General features: G+C 43.6%; 14 protein-coding genes. 3 read left to right on the top strand and 11 right to left on the bottom strand.

Annotated elements, in window-relative coordinates; genetic code table 11:
* Nucleotides 1-172 precede the first annotated feature (172 nt).
* The 4 genes from ACFOHL_RS14165 to ACFOHL_RS14150 all read right to left on the bottom strand — a co-directional run bounded on the left by ACFOHL_RS14165 (nucleotide 173) and on the right by ACFOHL_RS14150 (nucleotide 3,635).
* On the bottom strand, nucleotides 173-637 hold the full coding sequence (locus tag ACFOHL_RS14165; protein ID WP_376920887.1) for a hypothetical protein: 465 nt from the start codon (nucleotides 635-637) through the stop codon (nucleotides 173-175).
* A 94-nt stretch (nucleotides 638-731) separates the two neighbouring features.
* Nucleotides 732-1,199, bottom strand: coding sequence for a hypothetical protein (locus tag ACFOHL_RS14160; protein WP_376920886.1), 468 nt, complete (start codon nucleotides 1,197-1,199; stop codon nucleotides 732-734).
* Nucleotides 1,200-1,209: 10 nt separating this feature from the next.
* Nucleotides 1,210-2,550 (bottom strand): peroxidase family protein, encoded by a 1,341-nt coding sequence (locus ACFOHL_RS14155; protein ID WP_376920885.1) that lies wholly within the window; start codon nucleotides 2,548-2,550, stop codon nucleotides 1,210-1,212.
* 242 nt (nucleotides 2,551-2,792) lie between these two features.
* Nucleotides 2,793-3,635 carry a DUF2306 domain-containing protein gene (locus ACFOHL_RS14150; protein ID WP_376920884.1) on the bottom strand — a complete coding sequence of 281 codons (843 nt, stop codon included), beginning with the start codon at nucleotides 3,633-3,635 and terminating at the stop codon, nucleotides 2,793-2,795.
* 251 nt (nucleotides 3,636-3,886) lie between these two features.
* Between ACFOHL_RS14150 and ACFOHL_RS14145 the strand changes: the two genes are divergently transcribed.
* Nucleotides 3,887-4,876 carry a helix-turn-helix transcriptional regulator gene (locus ACFOHL_RS14145; protein ID WP_376920883.1) on the top strand — a complete coding sequence of 330 codons (990 nt, stop codon included), beginning with the start codon at nucleotides 3,887-3,889 and terminating at the stop codon, nucleotides 4,874-4,876.
* Here the strand turns inward: ACFOHL_RS14145 and ACFOHL_RS14140 are convergent.
* From ACFOHL_RS14140 to ACFOHL_RS14120, 5 genes are all read right to left on the bottom strand, one after another.
* Nucleotides 4,864-5,529, bottom strand: a complete 666-nt coding sequence (locus tag ACFOHL_RS14140) for a hypothetical protein (RefSeq protein WP_376920882.1) — start codon at nucleotides 5,527-5,529, stop codon at nucleotides 4,864-4,866. The genes ACFOHL_RS14145 and ACFOHL_RS14140 overlap by 13 nt on opposite strands.
* Entirely contained in the window at nucleotides 5,529-6,332 is an 804-nt protein-coding gene (locus ACFOHL_RS14135) for an RNA polymerase sigma factor (protein ID WP_376920881.1), read from the bottom strand. Before ACFOHL_RS14135 ends, ACFOHL_RS14140 begins: the two co-directional genes overlap by 1 nt.
* A gap of 170 nt (nucleotides 6,333-6,502) precedes the next feature.
* Nucleotides 6,503-8,005, bottom strand: a complete 1,503-nt coding sequence (locus ACFOHL_RS14130; RefSeq protein ID WP_376920880.1) for a S41 family peptidase — start codon at nucleotides 8,003-8,005, stop codon at nucleotides 6,503-6,505.
* Nucleotides 8,006-8,147: 142 nt separating this feature from the next.
* Nucleotides 8,148-8,744: a uracil-DNA glycosylase family protein gene (locus ACFOHL_RS14125; RefSeq protein WP_376920935.1), complete on the bottom strand. Its 597-nt coding sequence runs from the start codon at nucleotides 8,742-8,744 to the stop codon at nucleotides 8,148-8,150.
* 31 nt (nucleotides 8,745-8,775) lie between these two features.
* Nucleotides 8,776-9,249, bottom strand: a complete 474-nt coding sequence (locus tag ACFOHL_RS14120) for a CreA family protein (protein ID WP_376920879.1) — start codon at nucleotides 9,247-9,249, stop codon at nucleotides 8,776-8,778.
* A 390-nt stretch (nucleotides 9,250-9,639) separates the two neighbouring features.
* On the opposite strand from ACFOHL_RS14120, the gene ACFOHL_RS14115 reads away from it, so the two are divergent.
* Both ACFOHL_RS14115 and ACFOHL_RS14110 read left to right on the top strand, forming a co-directional pair.
* Nucleotides 9,640-12,369: a VPS10 domain-containing protein gene (locus tag ACFOHL_RS14115; RefSeq protein ID WP_376920878.1), complete on the top strand. Its 2,730-nt coding sequence runs from the start codon at nucleotides 9,640-9,642 to the stop codon at nucleotides 12,367-12,369.
* Nucleotides 12,370-12,628: 259 nt separating this feature from the next.
* The gene (locus ACFOHL_RS14110; protein ID WP_376920877.1) at nucleotides 12,629-14,824 is read left to right on the top strand and encodes a TonB-dependent siderophore receptor; all 2,196 of its coding nucleotides are present in this window, start codon (nucleotides 12,629-12,631) and stop codon (nucleotides 14,822-14,824) included.
* Between the two features lie 74 nt (nucleotides 14,825-14,898).
* Here the strand turns inward: ACFOHL_RS14110 and ACFOHL_RS14105 are convergent, their stop codons facing one another.
* Together ACFOHL_RS14105 and ACFOHL_RS14100 are read right to left on the bottom strand one after the other, a co-directional pair.
* On the bottom strand, nucleotides 14,899-15,522 hold the full coding sequence (locus tag ACFOHL_RS14105) for an outer membrane beta-barrel protein (RefSeq protein ID WP_376920876.1): 624 nt from the start codon (nucleotides 15,520-15,522) through the stop codon (nucleotides 14,899-14,901).
* A gap of 193 nt (nucleotides 15,523-15,715) precedes the next feature.
* Complete coding sequence (locus ACFOHL_RS14100) at nucleotides 15,716-15,937, bottom strand: hypothetical protein (RefSeq protein WP_376920875.1); 222 nt, start codon at nucleotides 15,935-15,937, stop codon at nucleotides 15,716-15,718.
* Between the last annotated feature and the right edge of the window lie 3 nt (nucleotides 15,938-15,940).

Genomic DNA, 15,940 nt, shown 5'->3' with positions numbered 1-15,940 from the left:
AAAATCATTGTCCTTATTTAGTATTTTTTTTGGCAATACTATTTTTGAATATCCATTTATAGATGCGAACACTTCCCCAATAAAAAAACAACAAATTGCAAACCAAATAATACGGTTTAATACAGTCAAATATCACCCATACATTAGTAGTTCATTAACAACTTAAAATCGATCAAATCCAACGCCACCGAGTAGTAGCTGTCGTCATTGACTCATCATCCTTACTCCAAGACACGACGCCCCAGAAACCCGTAATTTTTGATTCTGGATCTTTCGCATCGGCGTATTCCCTCTCAATCACAAATTGATCGAGTTGCCAGCCTCTAAAAATGATTGGCTCTTGTGGAATAGCTATCAGGAAATTATCGCGCTCTTCTTTGCGTCTGACAAGGTTAAATACCAAGGACTCCAATGACAAGCGCACTTCCTTAGACCAATCGCCGCTCAATTTTAGCGTAAGATGCGGAGGATACACCTCGGGGTTAATTTTTGATTCCACAAAATAGCTCATGCCACCTGTAGGAATAGGGTGATACGCCACCAGATCTTCACCCGTGATACCCATATCCACGTCTTCATTGGTGGGTCCATAATTTTCAAATACTTTGAGCAGTTCAATTGTGGTTCTTTTTTCCATGATCCTTTTCCTATGTCTATTGTTTAAAAGTTCGCTTGCTTAACAAAAAGTGTTGATGCTCCTTGATCTAGTAACCTCAAAACTCAATTATTGACTACCGTTTCCAAAGCCAACTGGTCTTTGCAAAAATATCTGAGATTCCATCTTTTTTCCAAGATACAACTCCTCTAAACTCGCCCTCTTTAGCAACAGACTTTTTCGCATCGAGGTATTCTTTTTCAATCATTACCTGATTGAGTTGCCAACCTCTAAACTTAACAGGCGAGTCGGGGGAAGCCACTAAACAGTCTGCTCCTGTATCGTCTTTGCTTAAAAAGAACTTTAATTCTTCGAGCGACAGGCGCACTTCTTTCGACCAATCACCACTTAGGCTGAGTTTAAGGTGGGGAGGGTTGGCTTGAGCATCGACTTTAGCTTCTACCTCAAAGGTAAAGCCGTCTGCAGGTACGGGGTGATACGCGAGTAAATCACTGCCAGTTATTCCCATGTCAATGTCTTCATTGGTGAATCCGTGATTTTCGAATGACTTTAACGCCTTAAGTGTTTGTGCAGTTTGCAGCATGATTGAATCCTCATGTAGTTATCAATTTGTCAATATCACTAAAAGTTAAGTCCATACTCGCTAAAGGCTGATTGCCAATACGCTCGATGAGACTTTGATTGTTGGTAAACTTATAGTCTGATGCTCGACTCGAATTGTTGATGGCATTGAGTGCCACTTCCAACAAAATGATACTACCAAGCGAACCTAGTTTATTGCCCGTGCCACGACTTTTCCCGCTGCTTGGGTCGAAGTCTTCGTGGCGACTGCCTTCTAATAAAATGGCTAACCACAAGGGCATATTTTTGGTGGTTATGCCTAGCTTAGAGAATTTTTCGGGCACTGAAAAGGGGTTAATGCTCAAAAGCGCTTGTAAACGAGGGTTGCCTATGTCTGCTTTTAGGCCAACCACGAGCTGCTCAGCCGAAGGCAAGAGTAGATGATTGCCGAGATTGAGGTTGTGCTGCACCATGTTAATAAAGCCATGCCGCCGCGGCACACTGGTCATGCCGCTGGAAATTGTCGTGTCAAACTTTCCGGCACCCTGAAATTCAAACAACTTTGACCATTCAACTTGATATGCCTTAGGCATGGGTAGCCAATTGCCAAACTCATCGTACTCTGGTTGGTTTAGTAGGGTAGACAACTCCGCATCGTTTGTGTCTTCATTAAGTGCATAGCGATCCCGCACAAGGCTGTGACCAAAGCGCAATACCGCGTGCTGAAACAAAGGCGGGGCTTCTGTTAATGTGCTGTCGTTGAGTAAAAAAGTATTAAAATTATTGTTTTTATACTCTTCAAAGACCTCTCTGTGGGTAATATTGCCCAAAAACTCATTAATAGTAATATGCGTCACAATACAGCCAACTGCATTTCTGGCTTGCTCAATAAGTGTTTCTCGCGCGCTGTCTTGCTCTTGCTGAATGAGTGTTTGTACGCATAGATTATGCAAGCGCATCCATGTTAGGTGTAGTTGCGAAATGATGTGGTTTTCGTCATTTCTAGGCTCGGCGATAAGTGCTTCGCCTGTGACATCATCGCGAGGCAGGTCATAATCGACTCGCTCACCGTGGCGAAGATAGCCAATCTTAAAGCAGCCTTGTTCATCAAATAGATCGTCACTTACGCGCTCGTCGGCACCATACAAACTCCTGAGCGTAAAGTAGGGCGCAACACGATGGTGGTGTTCCCCGCTACTTGGCAGCATTTCGTGAGCTAAAAACTGCCCTAAATAGGTTGTCCCCGAGGGTGTGTTTCCATTTCGATGCGTACTGACCACCATAGTCTCTGCTAATGCAGCAATGGTGTCTGCCGACAAGCGGTTTTCTTCACTATTCTTTAGCTCGTAAAAGCATCGAGATCGAACTGGCATTAATTGACTTCCCTTATTACAAATTAACCCAAACAGTGGCGAGGTGTGGTTTACACCTTTGCTCATAATCTAGTCGACTTAATCAGTAATGTCGATGCTTTTTTGTAAAATAAAGTATTGAAATTTATCGTACTTTGTCGTCTTTGGACGTCCAGCAGCATGCGCACTTTTAGTTACGAAAGGCTTTGTCTCGTTCAATGGCTTTGTTTTGTGAGTATCAAGCCATTAAAGAGAATATCGCTTTACGAAATGGCCTCGATGACGCGGTTTATTCTTGGCATCCACATCATTAGCGTTGCCGATATTACGCCAAGTAAAGTGATGAGTGTCCCCATGCTCAATGCTGCAGCAGCGATTAGCATGGCATGCATTTGTTTGCTGCGTTTCGCCCAAAAATATAGTTCGACTATCGCCATAGGCAAGAGGTAGCAAGCAAAAGAAATAAATATGTCGACAGGTCCATCTAGGTTAGGAGAATTGCCATTGCTACCCTGATTTACCATAAACCACGCAGTTAAATATAAGCGAAACGTCCATACAGCGTTGACCAGAATAAAACTATGCACCGCCCAACGCATGTGTTCTGCATAGCGTTTGTGACGTGCAGTATGCCAAGCAAAGCCTATCGCAATCAAAATTAGTACTCCGTTTACGCTTATCCCAATTGCACCAATGTCAGAAAAGCGCAGACCCGCTCCCCAAGTTAAATACAAGCCAGTGATTGCGCCTGATACGCCAAGAACAAAAAACAAACGTCCGTTCCAACGATGCAATAATGGGTAGCGTCGTCGAATGTTCGGAAGCAATTGAAAAATAACCGACACGGCCATGATTATTGCAGGCAGGATATGCAGAAAAAATACAAAACCGCTAAACCCTGAGGTGTTTTCTGCACCTTGTCCCGGTGAGAACACGCTAATATCTAGTCCCCGATATTGGGCAATCACGTATATCGTTAATATATAGACGGCAAAAGCCCACTGCCCCATCAACGCAACCGCACCCCATGATATAGCGGCGATTTTCAGATATGTATTTGCTGATGGGCTGACACTTGAAGTATGCGAAAAAAAATGGCTAGACAAAGCTACGACTCCCTACATTTGTTGTGATGATTTGGCTTTATCATGTCGCGTGTGCCTCTAGAAATCGTGCTGATTTTGAAAATCGGCATACTAAAAATATCGATGCTTACATTTTGTTTCAAATATCGGCTTGTGCATGTGGGGTAGCAAAAATTAGGATACCAAATATGGTAGAAAGCCGATGTATCTGCGCCTATATGTTTGACAATGACACTGTACAGAAAGGAGTGCTAATCGTAGCAATTGCGCTTATGATTGCGCAGCTATTGGTTTCTAAAAAACGTAGCGTTCATATTCTCTTTGCTATTTTTTGCGGCTCCGTTGCTTTTTCTGCGGTAAAAAAAATCACCGACCAGTCAATAGGTGACTATCAGTATCTGGTAGGCATTGCGGCTTGCGCCACTTGCAATGTGTATTGGTTGTTTTCTCGCGCCTTGTTTAGGCAAGGACAAGCCTTCGGGGTTCATCACCTTGCCTTTGCCATCTCGTTGGCGATGTTAATAATGTTCAAACAAGGGTATCTTTTTGCGAATAGCCAATTGATGTTTAGCCAGTCATCAAGCTCCTTTGTAAATGGTATTTTAAGCGAACTCATTGTCATGCTATCGTCGTGTGTTTTGATCGCGTCTATTTGGGAGGGCTTAAGGGCTTTCAATACCTTAAACAAGCTGCAAAAAGCGCAACGCATCGTTTATGTATCGGCATTTTTCATGGCAGTGGCGATATGTAAAACGGTACAAGTAATATACGCCTCCGATACACATGTAATAGAAAACACGCTAGCTTTAGTTACTCTGTTTATGTTGTGTACTACACAGGCTCTACTGCTGTGGTGTCAAGCACCACAACCCCCGTCCTCTGTTAATACCGCGCATCCCTCAAATAGACAGCTTGGTGACATAGCGCTGGCGAACAAAATTCGAGCATTACTTATTGAACAGCAAGGCTTTTTAACCAGCAATTTAAAAGTGGCGGATCTAGCAGGAGCACTTCAAGTTTCAGAGTACAAAATCAGTCGCGCCCTGCGTTATGATCTTCAGGCAAAGAATTTTAATAGTTACGTCAATGCCTTACGAATTGAACACGCAAAATCCATTTTGTCTGATCCGGATAAAGAAAAATGGTCGGTTCTGGTGGTAGGTTTGGAAAGTGGCTTTGCTTCGCTGGGACCATTCACGCGTGCGTTTAAATCGACAACTGGACTTACACCCAATCAGTATCGTCAAACTCATTGCACTTGAGTGTTTAAACTAAACTCTGCGTCTAAGGTGTTAGTTTCGCGATTATATAACTTAATCTGCAAATTTTTTCTTTGGGCAAAGGCGTAAGGCAGGACGAGCGCGACGTCACCAAATTCAGACACTTGCAAATTTTCGACTCGCACTAGCTCTTCATCGGAATCGGCTTGTGTGATCACCACATACGCCTGATTTTGAATATCAAAATCTGCTGACACGGGCATTTTTAACACCACAAAATCACTCATTGTAGTCACATTCGCGGTGTTCTTTGATTTTTCTTGCGTTACACCAAAATTTCGGTAGTCACCTTCGAACACGATTTCTTGCAAGCTACCCGCGGCGTAATCAAACGTGTCCTCTGGGCTTGGTTGAACGGTAAGAAAAAACAAAGCACACGCGGCTGCACTTCCGAATGCAGTCAGCGCGTGGCTGGCGAACATCTTCTTTAGACGATGCTCTTTTAGGTTTACAACTTGTTGTGTGGCTTGAATATGTTTAGTGAAGACGGCATCTACTTCCAGTGATTCGATCAGTTCTGGGTGTTCCAGCAAATACGCTTCAAATTCTGCCTCGTCATCTGCACTGAGCTGTTTACGCAAATACCGCATGGCGATATTGTTTTGTTCGATTTGTTCACGGCTCATTTTAGACATTAATAATCTCGTTTAAACACCACGGGAGAGGTGCGGTATATAAAACCTTTGTTTGCAGATTGATGACTTACATAGTGTCGTGTGTCTGCAAAAACTCCCACTTGATTGACAAATTTTGATGCCACCCCATCAACTGCATCAGTAAAATCGATATATTGCGCCAAACCAATACAAAAACTAATTATGGCTAATAACTTGGCGAGCTTTAGTGCGCGGGGCTCTACTTTTAGCTTTTTAGCTATTATTTCTTTAAGTCGCGTTCGTGCACGAAACAACACGCGGTCAAAATGCATGCTCGACAATGATAATTCTTCGCATACCAAGTCTTTGCTTTGACCATGTAAATAATAGCGAAACAGTATATCTTTGTCTCGTGGCGTCGGCATTTCGTCAATTACGCTGTTGACTAGGCAAACCAGCTCGTCGTGCTGGAGTTTGTGTTCGACGTTTGGGCTCAAGTCGGGGAAAGGCAGCTCATTGTCTTCTTGGGTGTCTGTTTTGCGTCGTGCTTCTTTGCGGTAGTGAGCCAGTAATAAATTCATGCCTGTCTGCCGGATAAAGCTAGCAAGCGCATCGGCATTTTCGATTTCACCCTTTCTGGCTTTTTCGATGACGGTAAGTAGGGTGTCTTGAACAAGATCAGCCGATAAGTCAGGCGCATTAGCTTTGCGATTGATAATGAAATAAAGGCTTTTCCAGTATTTTAGTACGAGTGTTTCTTCTGCGGCGCGGTTACCCGCTTGAATTTGCGCGACTAAATCTCGGCTACTGGTACCTGTTGGGTCTTGTCCCCTTTCTGTCATCTACTATCCGCGCAACCAATTAAAGCTTGTTCGAAATTTGTTCAATAATTACACAACAAACAAAATCGAACGTTCTCTATATAACTCAACTTTGGTCTAAGGTACACGATTGCACGGATAGAGGCAAATTAGATATTAAAATTAATGACTTAGCGAAAATAGGTGTAAACTTATTGTGCCATTATCCATTCGCGTGCTTTTTCTATGCCGCCGTCGATACCCGCGTCTAGCTGTGCGCGACGAAAAAATGCTTGCTCAATATCCACCGGCACACCCTCGCCTTCGTATGACACGCCCTCTGCTGACAAGTAAAATTCGTTTGACAAGGTGTAAGTCATACCGTGAGGCAAGGATTTGGGTAAAGTATCAGATAGCCCACCCGCCGTTGCTTCACCAATAAGCACCACCTTACTATGTTCGCGCATCCCCAAAGCAAAAGTTTCTGCTGCACTTGCTGTACTACTGCTCGTTAGTACCACCGTTGGTTTATCCAGTATGGTCTCGCCTTTTGGCTCGACATACACAGTTTGCAGAGGCGTGCGACCTTCGCCCAAGCGGGCTTGTTTACTGTAAAAGTGACTGCGCGCAGAAAAAAAGCGTTGAGCAATCATTTGCCCGACAAAATCATCGCCACCTTGATTGTAGCGCAGATCGATTATTATGCCTTTCGCGTCTTTTAGATCTTCTACTAGTTCATCAAGGATTTTATCGAAAATCTTGCGATTTTCCGCAATTGTGTTTCCATCTTCGGCGATTTCAGCGATATCCATCGTTGAAAGATTAAGATAGGCAATATTGTTTTCAAGCATTGCCCAAACCATGGTATCAGAGTCGTTAACCTTTACATCGGTGTCGGCGGCAAAATAGCTTTGAATGATATCAAACGAGAGATCTTCAGCATCTTGCAAATATGCTTCAAATGCCAAGATTTCCTCAAAAGACAAAGGAGGGTGCAGTTGGTTGATTTCTAAATATTCAGCTAAGGCAATATCGGCGTTACTTGTCTTTCTTTCGGTACTGAATTCCAAGTCTTGCACTTCGTTTTCCAAAAATACGTGAAAGTCTTTCAGTGGTGCCACCATTGACGAGAATATGTCGAACAATTCTTCCTCAGAGGTGTTGTCGCTGATATGACTGTTGGCAAGCTGATAAATTTCATCCCAATCCACCCCTTCGAGATGGAAAAAAGCATAGTGTTCGTTGAAAGTCTGCCAAAAAATCTCAAACTCTTGCTGTGGATTGTATTCGTATGCGCTATGCCCTTTGTTGGGGATCAAATTGTGTGCACAGTTGTCAGGTAAATAGCTTTCCTTAGTCATAACGATACCTGGCACTTTTAAACCGGTAAAACTGGTTTCCATTGATTTCCCGTCATCGGATACTAAAACGCTCTCTAGTAAAGCCTTACTATCCAAACCATAGTCACCCAGTTGGCAATAATCTGAGGTAAATTGATACAGCCGATGTGTATCGCCCTCAAACTCCAATATCATCCCATAAGCTTTGGATTGCCATATGCCATCAGTCAGTGGCAGATCTGGATTTGCTGGCTCAGCAGGAGGGGGTTCAGTTTTGGGGCTGCTCACTTCAGACTTGTTGTTACATCCAAGGAGCACAGTAGCTGTAAGTGCGCTCAGTGTTGTCCATAGCATTGCTTTGCGTTTGTTTTTCATACTCAATCCAATCAATAAATATTGTGGATTAAGTATGCCGTTGTGCAAGCGCGCATTCCGTTTACAAAATAATGAGTAATTGTGAAAAGATGTCAGTAAATGTAAGGCTTTATAGCTTCAAGGCTATGTTATTATTCTGAACTTAATCAGAACTTAATATCTCGCGAACTCTCGCCCTTAAACGAGGTAAGATGTCGCTTTCAAACCATGGGTTTTTCTTTAGCCAAATATTATTTCGCGGGCTGGGATGAGGTAAGGCGAGTTGTGTAGGCCATTGCGTTTTCCAATGTTTTACGCGTTCGGTTAGTGTAGTCGCACGTTCATTTGGGCAATGCCACTGTTGAGCGTAGTTGCCGATTAGTAGCGTCAACTCAATATTGGGTAAAAGGTTAAGCACTGGCTGCCGCCACAAATTTGCACAGGCAGGATTGGGAGGCGCATCACCCGACGCAGCTTTTCCGGGATAGCAAAATGCCATAGGCAAAATAGCAAAGCTCTGCGGATCATAAAACTTGTGTTCGTCTACTTGCAGCCACTCTCGCAGTCGCTTTCCACTTGGATCATCAAATGGAATACCACTTTGGTGCGTAATTCGACCTGGCGCTTGCCCTGCGATAAGGATTTTTGCGTCTTTGTGTAACTGAAATATTGGCTTTGCACCTAAAGGCAAATCAGGCTCACAATGCCTACATTTTGATATAGCAGTTTTTGCTTCGCATAGTGTTTTGTATTGCTGCACTAGCGGGATACCTTGATGCTGATTATCTTTCTTACTCACTTTGGCTCGTGTAGGCTGCAGTCCCCCACAAAGGCACGGTCGATAAACTGTGTTTGTAACTGCCTGATGTTTCTTTGGTGGAGTAGGAAACATAAATTAAAGTTTGATGCTTTTTATCGTAAATGCGACGGACTTTCATGTTTTTGAAAAATATACTCTTGGATTTTTTAAATACCACCTCACCCGATGCAGACTGATCAATCTCGGCTAGCATAGCAGAACTAATCTCACCCACCTGCCTACATGCAATAGAACTATCTGAGGGGTCGGACAAATCCAGATTGGCTTCAATACTCGATATGTGGCAAGTTACGCCAGTTACTATCGGGTCTTGCAATGCATCAATCTTAATATCTTTTGTCGTAAATACACCCAAAGATACGTCCCCCACTTCTTTGTCACTACAAGCCACTAGAGTAAAGACAAGCGCTAGAAAAAATAGGCTCTTACAAAATGAATGGTTCATCACAAACCCCGCCAGTTGATAACCTTGCTTGCAGTATACTCAAGACTGTTGCCTTTTGTCTGTTTTCTTTAAGCTCAGTTTTACGGCGGGCTCATACAGGGTATACAGAACAGTGTGACTGGGCGCCAATAGAATCAAAAACGCTGCAAGTATATCCGTATACACTTTAGTTTTTCTTCCATGAAAAACAAATTTTGATTCTATTGACGCCCAGCCACTACTGTCCTATTTACCCTGTATATGCCTGCCCTATCCTGAACACAAACCTGTTTATATGTAAAAGTTATCAATCGCATGTAAATTTAAGGTAACATTAAATATTAACCAGAACTCAAACACTGCTCAGCGCCGCCCTAAACACAGCGCTACGCATTTTCTAAGGTTGTATTTATGCTTTTTATTCGCCTTTTTACTGTGTCTTGTATTGTTAGTGCTCTCCTTGCATGTACTAAACAACAAAATGAACAACAAGCAGAAAGCAGCACTATCGCTTCGTCAACGCAGGTTTATTTTGAAAAACTCAAATCTGAGCGTGTCGAATCTGATCCAATCGTTAAATGGCAAAACATCGGGCCTGGAATGTCAGGTTACAACGAGGAACTCTGGACTCACCCGACCAATCCAGATGTCATGTTTATCGCGCCCGACATGCACGTTGCCTATGGCACATGGGATGGTGGTGAGTCATGGCAGAGCATCCAAGATCACGATGAGCTTGGACAAGAGATGAAGCGAGTGATCGATATTGAGTTTTCCCAACAAGATCCCAATTATGCCGTCGCGTTGGATTGGAATGGTTGGATTTATGAATCCTTGGATCAAGGAAAAAGTTGGCACAAGTTATCGGAATTATCCCCCTCTTATGAACAGTATGGCGTAGATCCCTACGATCCTCTGGCTTTCAAAAAAGGATGGTACGACGAACAAATTGGGATGCGTTTAAGTGACATCGCTATCGATCCTAACAATGATAGCATCTGGTATGTCGGTGCAGGGGACTACTGGAATGTCAAAGAAAACCATCGCTCGATGAAAAAGCCCCATGGCAATACCCTAAGTTATGCAGACTATGGCTATATACTCAAATCAGAAAACAAAGGCCGTAGTTGGAAAAAAATAGATAAGGATTTCCCTGAAAATCTAGACGTCGGGGAGATCATCGTCAATCCCAAGAATTCCAAACATATCGTTATGTTAACAAACTACGGTTTGATGCACAGTAAAGACGCAGGCGAAAACTGGCTAACTCAAGCCGAAGGTCTGCCTCATAATTCGCCACGGGATATCACATACTATTTTGATGAAAGCTCCGGTGAGCATATCTTTTACTTAATAGAGCAAACCCATTACATCCCCGATGGTTCGTCTATTAAGTCGTCTGGTGGAATATATAGCAGTGCAGACTTTGGCGAAAGCTGGCAGAACATTACGGGGAACTTAGCCTTTGACTTAAGCCAAGTGAATTACCCAGCCGAGCACTGGCGATATTTCCGCGCAATAGGTCACTGGTTAGGTATTGGCTCAAACAAAGCCAAAGAACAATACCCAACACTTCCCAAAAGCATTCTGCCGGTGTTTAACCGTATCGCGGTCAACCCATTGGACAAAAATGAAATTTATGTGTCGTACAATAAAAAGCATGATAGAACATTTTTGCCAGGCGAAGCATGGCAAAGCTTAGATGGCGGCCAAACTTGGAAGGTGGTTGCCAGACATGGTAAATACTGGCTTAGTGATCAAGACAAAGCCTATTGGGACGCAAGAGAAAACCCCTCTCATGCCAACGTAGAATTTTCGCACGTGCAAGCCTATATGGATGCCCACGCAGAAAAAGAGGGCAATCGCCTACTTGAGTTCAACTCTAAAGGAGAGGTCTTTTTAAGTATCGCCCAACAAACCCATAAATCGAGTGATAAAGGCAAGACTTGGCAACAAATTGACGATATCGAAACCTCTCCAGGTAGCGGAATTTGGATAGGAAGAGGAAACAGTGACTTACCCGGTCGCTTTATGTTGCTCGACACCGGTATCCCCAAACGCCGGCTACTAACCAGCGGAGAGCACGGTGTGTGGGAAACTGTTCCCATGACAATCCTAGACAACCCTCAGGCAGTCGCGTTAAAGCAGATTGAAGGCCAAGCGCAAGTGGATGGCATGTATTCAATATCGACAATGGCCGTGCATCCAGACGATCCCGATACGCTTTATATTATGGCTTGGCGTCAGGCACATAAAGGCAAGCTGCGGCGCTCTACCGACGGCGGAAAATCGTGGCAAAACATTTCAACCGTAATGGAAACATCCAGCGAACGAAATAGTGCAGACGGTAAGGTTATTCAGGGCCCACCTGGCATGTTACCAGCCAGTAACTCTTTGCTGATAGACCCGACAAATCCGAACACCCTGTTTTTTGTTAACGAGCGAGATGCATTTTCAGAAATCTACCGAGCGCCCAGACGCGAACCTACAAAAGGCGGATATGGTTTTATGAAGTCTGTAGATGGTGGCTTAAATTGGAAAGTGAGTAATACTGGATTCCATGAAAATGCGAGTCTAAGGAGGCTTGCTATCGATCCTGAAAATCCAAATGTAATATACGCCGCTGCCGCTGACAAAAATGGCGGCTTATACAAAACAGAAGACCAAGGTGACACTTGGCAGCGAATAGCGATTCCTGACCCTATCAAAAGTGTAAACAATATATATATCGACAAACAAAGTCATGAGCTGTTTATCAGTGCTGGCGGTTTTTACGATGGTGCCTATGAAGAAGGAGGGGCATGGCGCAGTAAAGACGGCGGAGAAACCTGGCAGAAGTTTTTCTCTGCACCGCTAGTGTTGCAAGTCGAAACCTCACCGGTAAACCCCAAAATCATCTTGCTAACCGCAGGAAACCAAATGCGGATGGACAGGCAATTTATGAATCCAGGTTTGTATTTGTCGTTAGACGATGGCAGCACTTGGAAAAAAATCAATACTCACCTTGCCAATAGCGACAAAATCATCGACGCTAAACCCGATCCAGAAAACCCTGATTTACTATGGGCAGCAGGCTGGGGAAGCGGTTGGTATGTCGGGTATATTAATGGAGCAAATGGCAAGCCTTGGTATCAATACTAGGGCTTGTAAGACTTTCCGCTAGCGCCATTAAACTTTCAAAAAGCGACATTCCCTTTAAGTGTAGACACTCTCAAAACAAAGTCGTTTTCCACCCATCCATGGGACTCCAAAAAGGCATCCATGCCTTTTAGGCTTTGCTCTGAGAGTGTCTACACTTAAAGGGAACATCGCCTTCTAAAAAAATCCGCACCATCAAAAGATATGTGATAACATAACATAAATTAACAATAATTTTCATACCAACCTACACTAAAAAGCAATGAATACAGACACTTTCAAACCTTCAGTACTTTCTACCGCAATTGTTTTATCTTTAGGCGCTTCTTTTACCTCAACACAATTACAGGCACAAACGAATGAGGAACAAGACGTAGAAATCTTAAACGTCATTGGAGACCGACGAGCTTATACAGGTGATTTTGCGCCGTTGGAGACACCCGCTACCAATCAAATTATTGATCAAGAAATGTTAAGCAATGTTGGCGCACTGAATTTAAATGACGCGCTCGACCTGTCTGCATCTGTGGCTCGCCAAAACAACTTTGGTGGGCTATGGAATGCCTTCTCTGTGCGGGGCTTTGCTGGTGACATTAACTTGCCAAGCGGATTTCTTGTTAACGGATTTAATGCTGGTAGAGGTTTTGGTGGACCGCGCGATTTGGTCGGTGTAGAATCAGTAGAAGTGCTTAAAGGGCCACGTTCAGCTCTATTTGGCCGAGGAGAGCCTGGCGGAACGGTCAACCTTATTACCAAGCGTCCTACTTTTATTACTGGTGGGTATGTAAAGGCAACTGTCGGCAGTTGGAGTCAACTTCGCTTTGAAGGTGATTATCAAGGAACAATCGGTGACAACGAAGAACTTGGCTATCGTTTAGTTGGATTTTATGATGATGCAGAAAGCTTTAAAAACGAAGTCGAAACCCAAAAACAAGGTTTTTATCCCTCTCTTAAGTGGAGTGTGTCTGACGAAACCACTGTTACTTATGAACTAGAATACACCAGTCAAGAGTTACCCTTTGACAGAGGCGTGGTTTATTCAGAAGACTTTGGCTTTTCTCCACGAGATTTGTTTGTCGGCGAAGCTGTGCCAATTGATACCGAGGTAGTAGGTCATCAGTTAGAAGTACAGCACGATTTTAATGATAGTTGGAGCTTTTTGGGTGGATTAGGCTATAGAGAAACAAGTTTGGAAGGGGATGCATTTGAACCGCAGTTTGGCTCACGACAAACGTATTTTAGAGACGGGGAGACAATTTCGCGTTTCTTCCGCTCACGTGACTTTGATTCTGACTATCTTGTACTGCGCGGCGAATTATCTGGTGACTTTACCCTCGGCGACATTCGTCACCGTTTGATAGTCGGTGTTGATTACGACAAGTTTGACAACACCCTCATTATTGACCGCTATCGCACAAGATTTAACGGCGAATTATCGACGCTAAGCGATGCCGATATCAGCACGCACCTTTTACTCAATATCAATAACCCCGAGTATGCTGCTAACCTGAATCCAGCAGCAGGCGCGAACACAAACCGAAACGAAGAGTTAACCGGCTACGGTATCTATATACAAGATCAACTTGATCTCAGCGAAAACCTGCAACTGAGACTTGGCTTGCGCTACGACGACTTTGAACAAGATTTAACAAACTTTTTGGCTTCACCTGCTACAACTATCACCTCAGACGATACTCGCGTGTCGCCACAGATAGGCCTTGTATATGCAGTTAACGAAGGCACTAGCGTTTACGCTTCTTATGGCGAAGGGTATCGCCAGCAAACGGGGCAAGACTTTCAAGGCAATCAGTTTGATCCAAACGTGACCGACTCGACTGAACTGGGCGTTAAAGTTGACCTTGCTTCAGTGTTTGATGCCGTTCAGGGCTTGTTTAACCTTACACTCTTCCAAGTAAAACAAAGCAACTTCTTGGTCAATGATGACAGGCCAGAAGCTATGGCCGCTGGCTTTTTCTCAATTGCAGCGGGTGAAGCAGAGAGTACAGGACTAGAGTTGGACACCAATATTGAGTTTGAGAATGGCATGAGTCTTTGGTTCTCCTACGCCTACACGGATGCAGAGTTCTTAAACAGTTTTGCTGATGCAGATGGCTTTGGCTTTACTATTGATGCTGGTGACCCATTGATTAACTCGCCAGAGCATCAAGTAAGCTTACAAACCACTAAGGAATTCGATGTAGCTAGCGCGTCAGTGCAAGTGGGTGGTGGCTTATTATATGTAGGTGAACGAAATGGCTGGGTAGGTGCTGACTTTGATTTACCAAGCTACACCACAGTAAGGTTATTCAGTGAAGTCGATTTTACCAACAATACATCCTTGAGATTAGACATTGACAACCTGTTTGATAAGACCTTTTACACCAACTCCTTTGCGAATGTATGGGTTGAACCTGGTGCACCGAGAAGAGCACGCTTGACGTTCTCTTACAGTTTTTAAGCTCTAGGCGGGACTTTACTTGAAAGTCCCGCCTTTTGTCGCTAAAGCGCTGGGAGTATATCCAAAACAAGCCATTAAAATTGATAGCTGACGCCAAAGTGGCTACTCTTCATTTTAATGTCGCCCGCCTTTTGGTATTGCAACCCAAAGTTTATCCCTATGTTGTTATCCCAACGGTACTCCCACCCAGCTTCTGCAACAAAACCAAGGCCATCCTCTGAGGCTGTTTTACGCGAAAGAACGCTCAGTTCATAATCGTAATAAGATCCCCCCAGTTTTCCATATAGGCTGTTGCGTTGAGATAGTGCAATATTCCCCTTCACTGCTAAAACAATCGCGCCAAATTCAAATTCGTCAGCATCTAGCCCTAGCGTTTCATTGTCGTTGTTTTTACACTGTAAAGCGCCATCGGTCTGTTGATGGCACTTCCAACCTTCAACGTCAGCCGCGCCCATTATCCCCGCTTCAAGGTAGTAGTTGTTTGCGAGTTGGTAGTTGTAATAAATATAGCTGGCACCCACTAAGTTATGGTCGCCATACCCGCCGCCTTTGTACTCCAAGCCGCCACCGACAATCTGCATGCCGATAGAATGGCGATTGTTGGGATCCAATACGGTGCTGTTAGTTTCACCATGCGCTTGATTTGTTAAAGCCACTAGAGTCAGAAAAGAAGTAGCAAGAATAGTCGGTGTTTTCATAATCGTCCTTTGTTAAATGTAAGGACGATATTTTGCAATCTGCAACAGACAAAAGCTGTTTAGTAAATCATAGAGAAATGTTCGCTTTTGTTTAATAAGGTAAGATTTTGTTAGCGCTTATGATTTGATAGTCATGCCTTAAACTGATTGTCACTCATATTAATGTGCACTACTACTTAACCATCAGATCAGCTTACTTAGCCAGTAAAACATATTTAACGAAAGCTGGATCGCTAAAATGCCACTTACCATGACCCACTTTGTATATTATGTCGAGTTCACTTAATTTATTCATCGCATTTTGTATCGTACTTTTTGATGTTGATGGCCCAAAATTATCTTTGAGTTTTTCGATGTTAGCTTCGGAATATGGATCTCTGCATTCAGTCTTGATTAACTGAATAAGCACGGCCATTTC

This window comes from Agaribacter flavus (assembly GCF_042646125.1).
In the GTDB taxonomy this organism is placed as follows: Bacteria; Pseudomonadota; Gammaproteobacteria; order Enterobacterales; family Alteromonadaceae; genus Glaciecola; species Glaciecola flavus.
The sequence above is the reverse complement of the archived record's forward strand: the minus strand, read 5'-3'. Positions and strand labels throughout refer to the sequence as shown.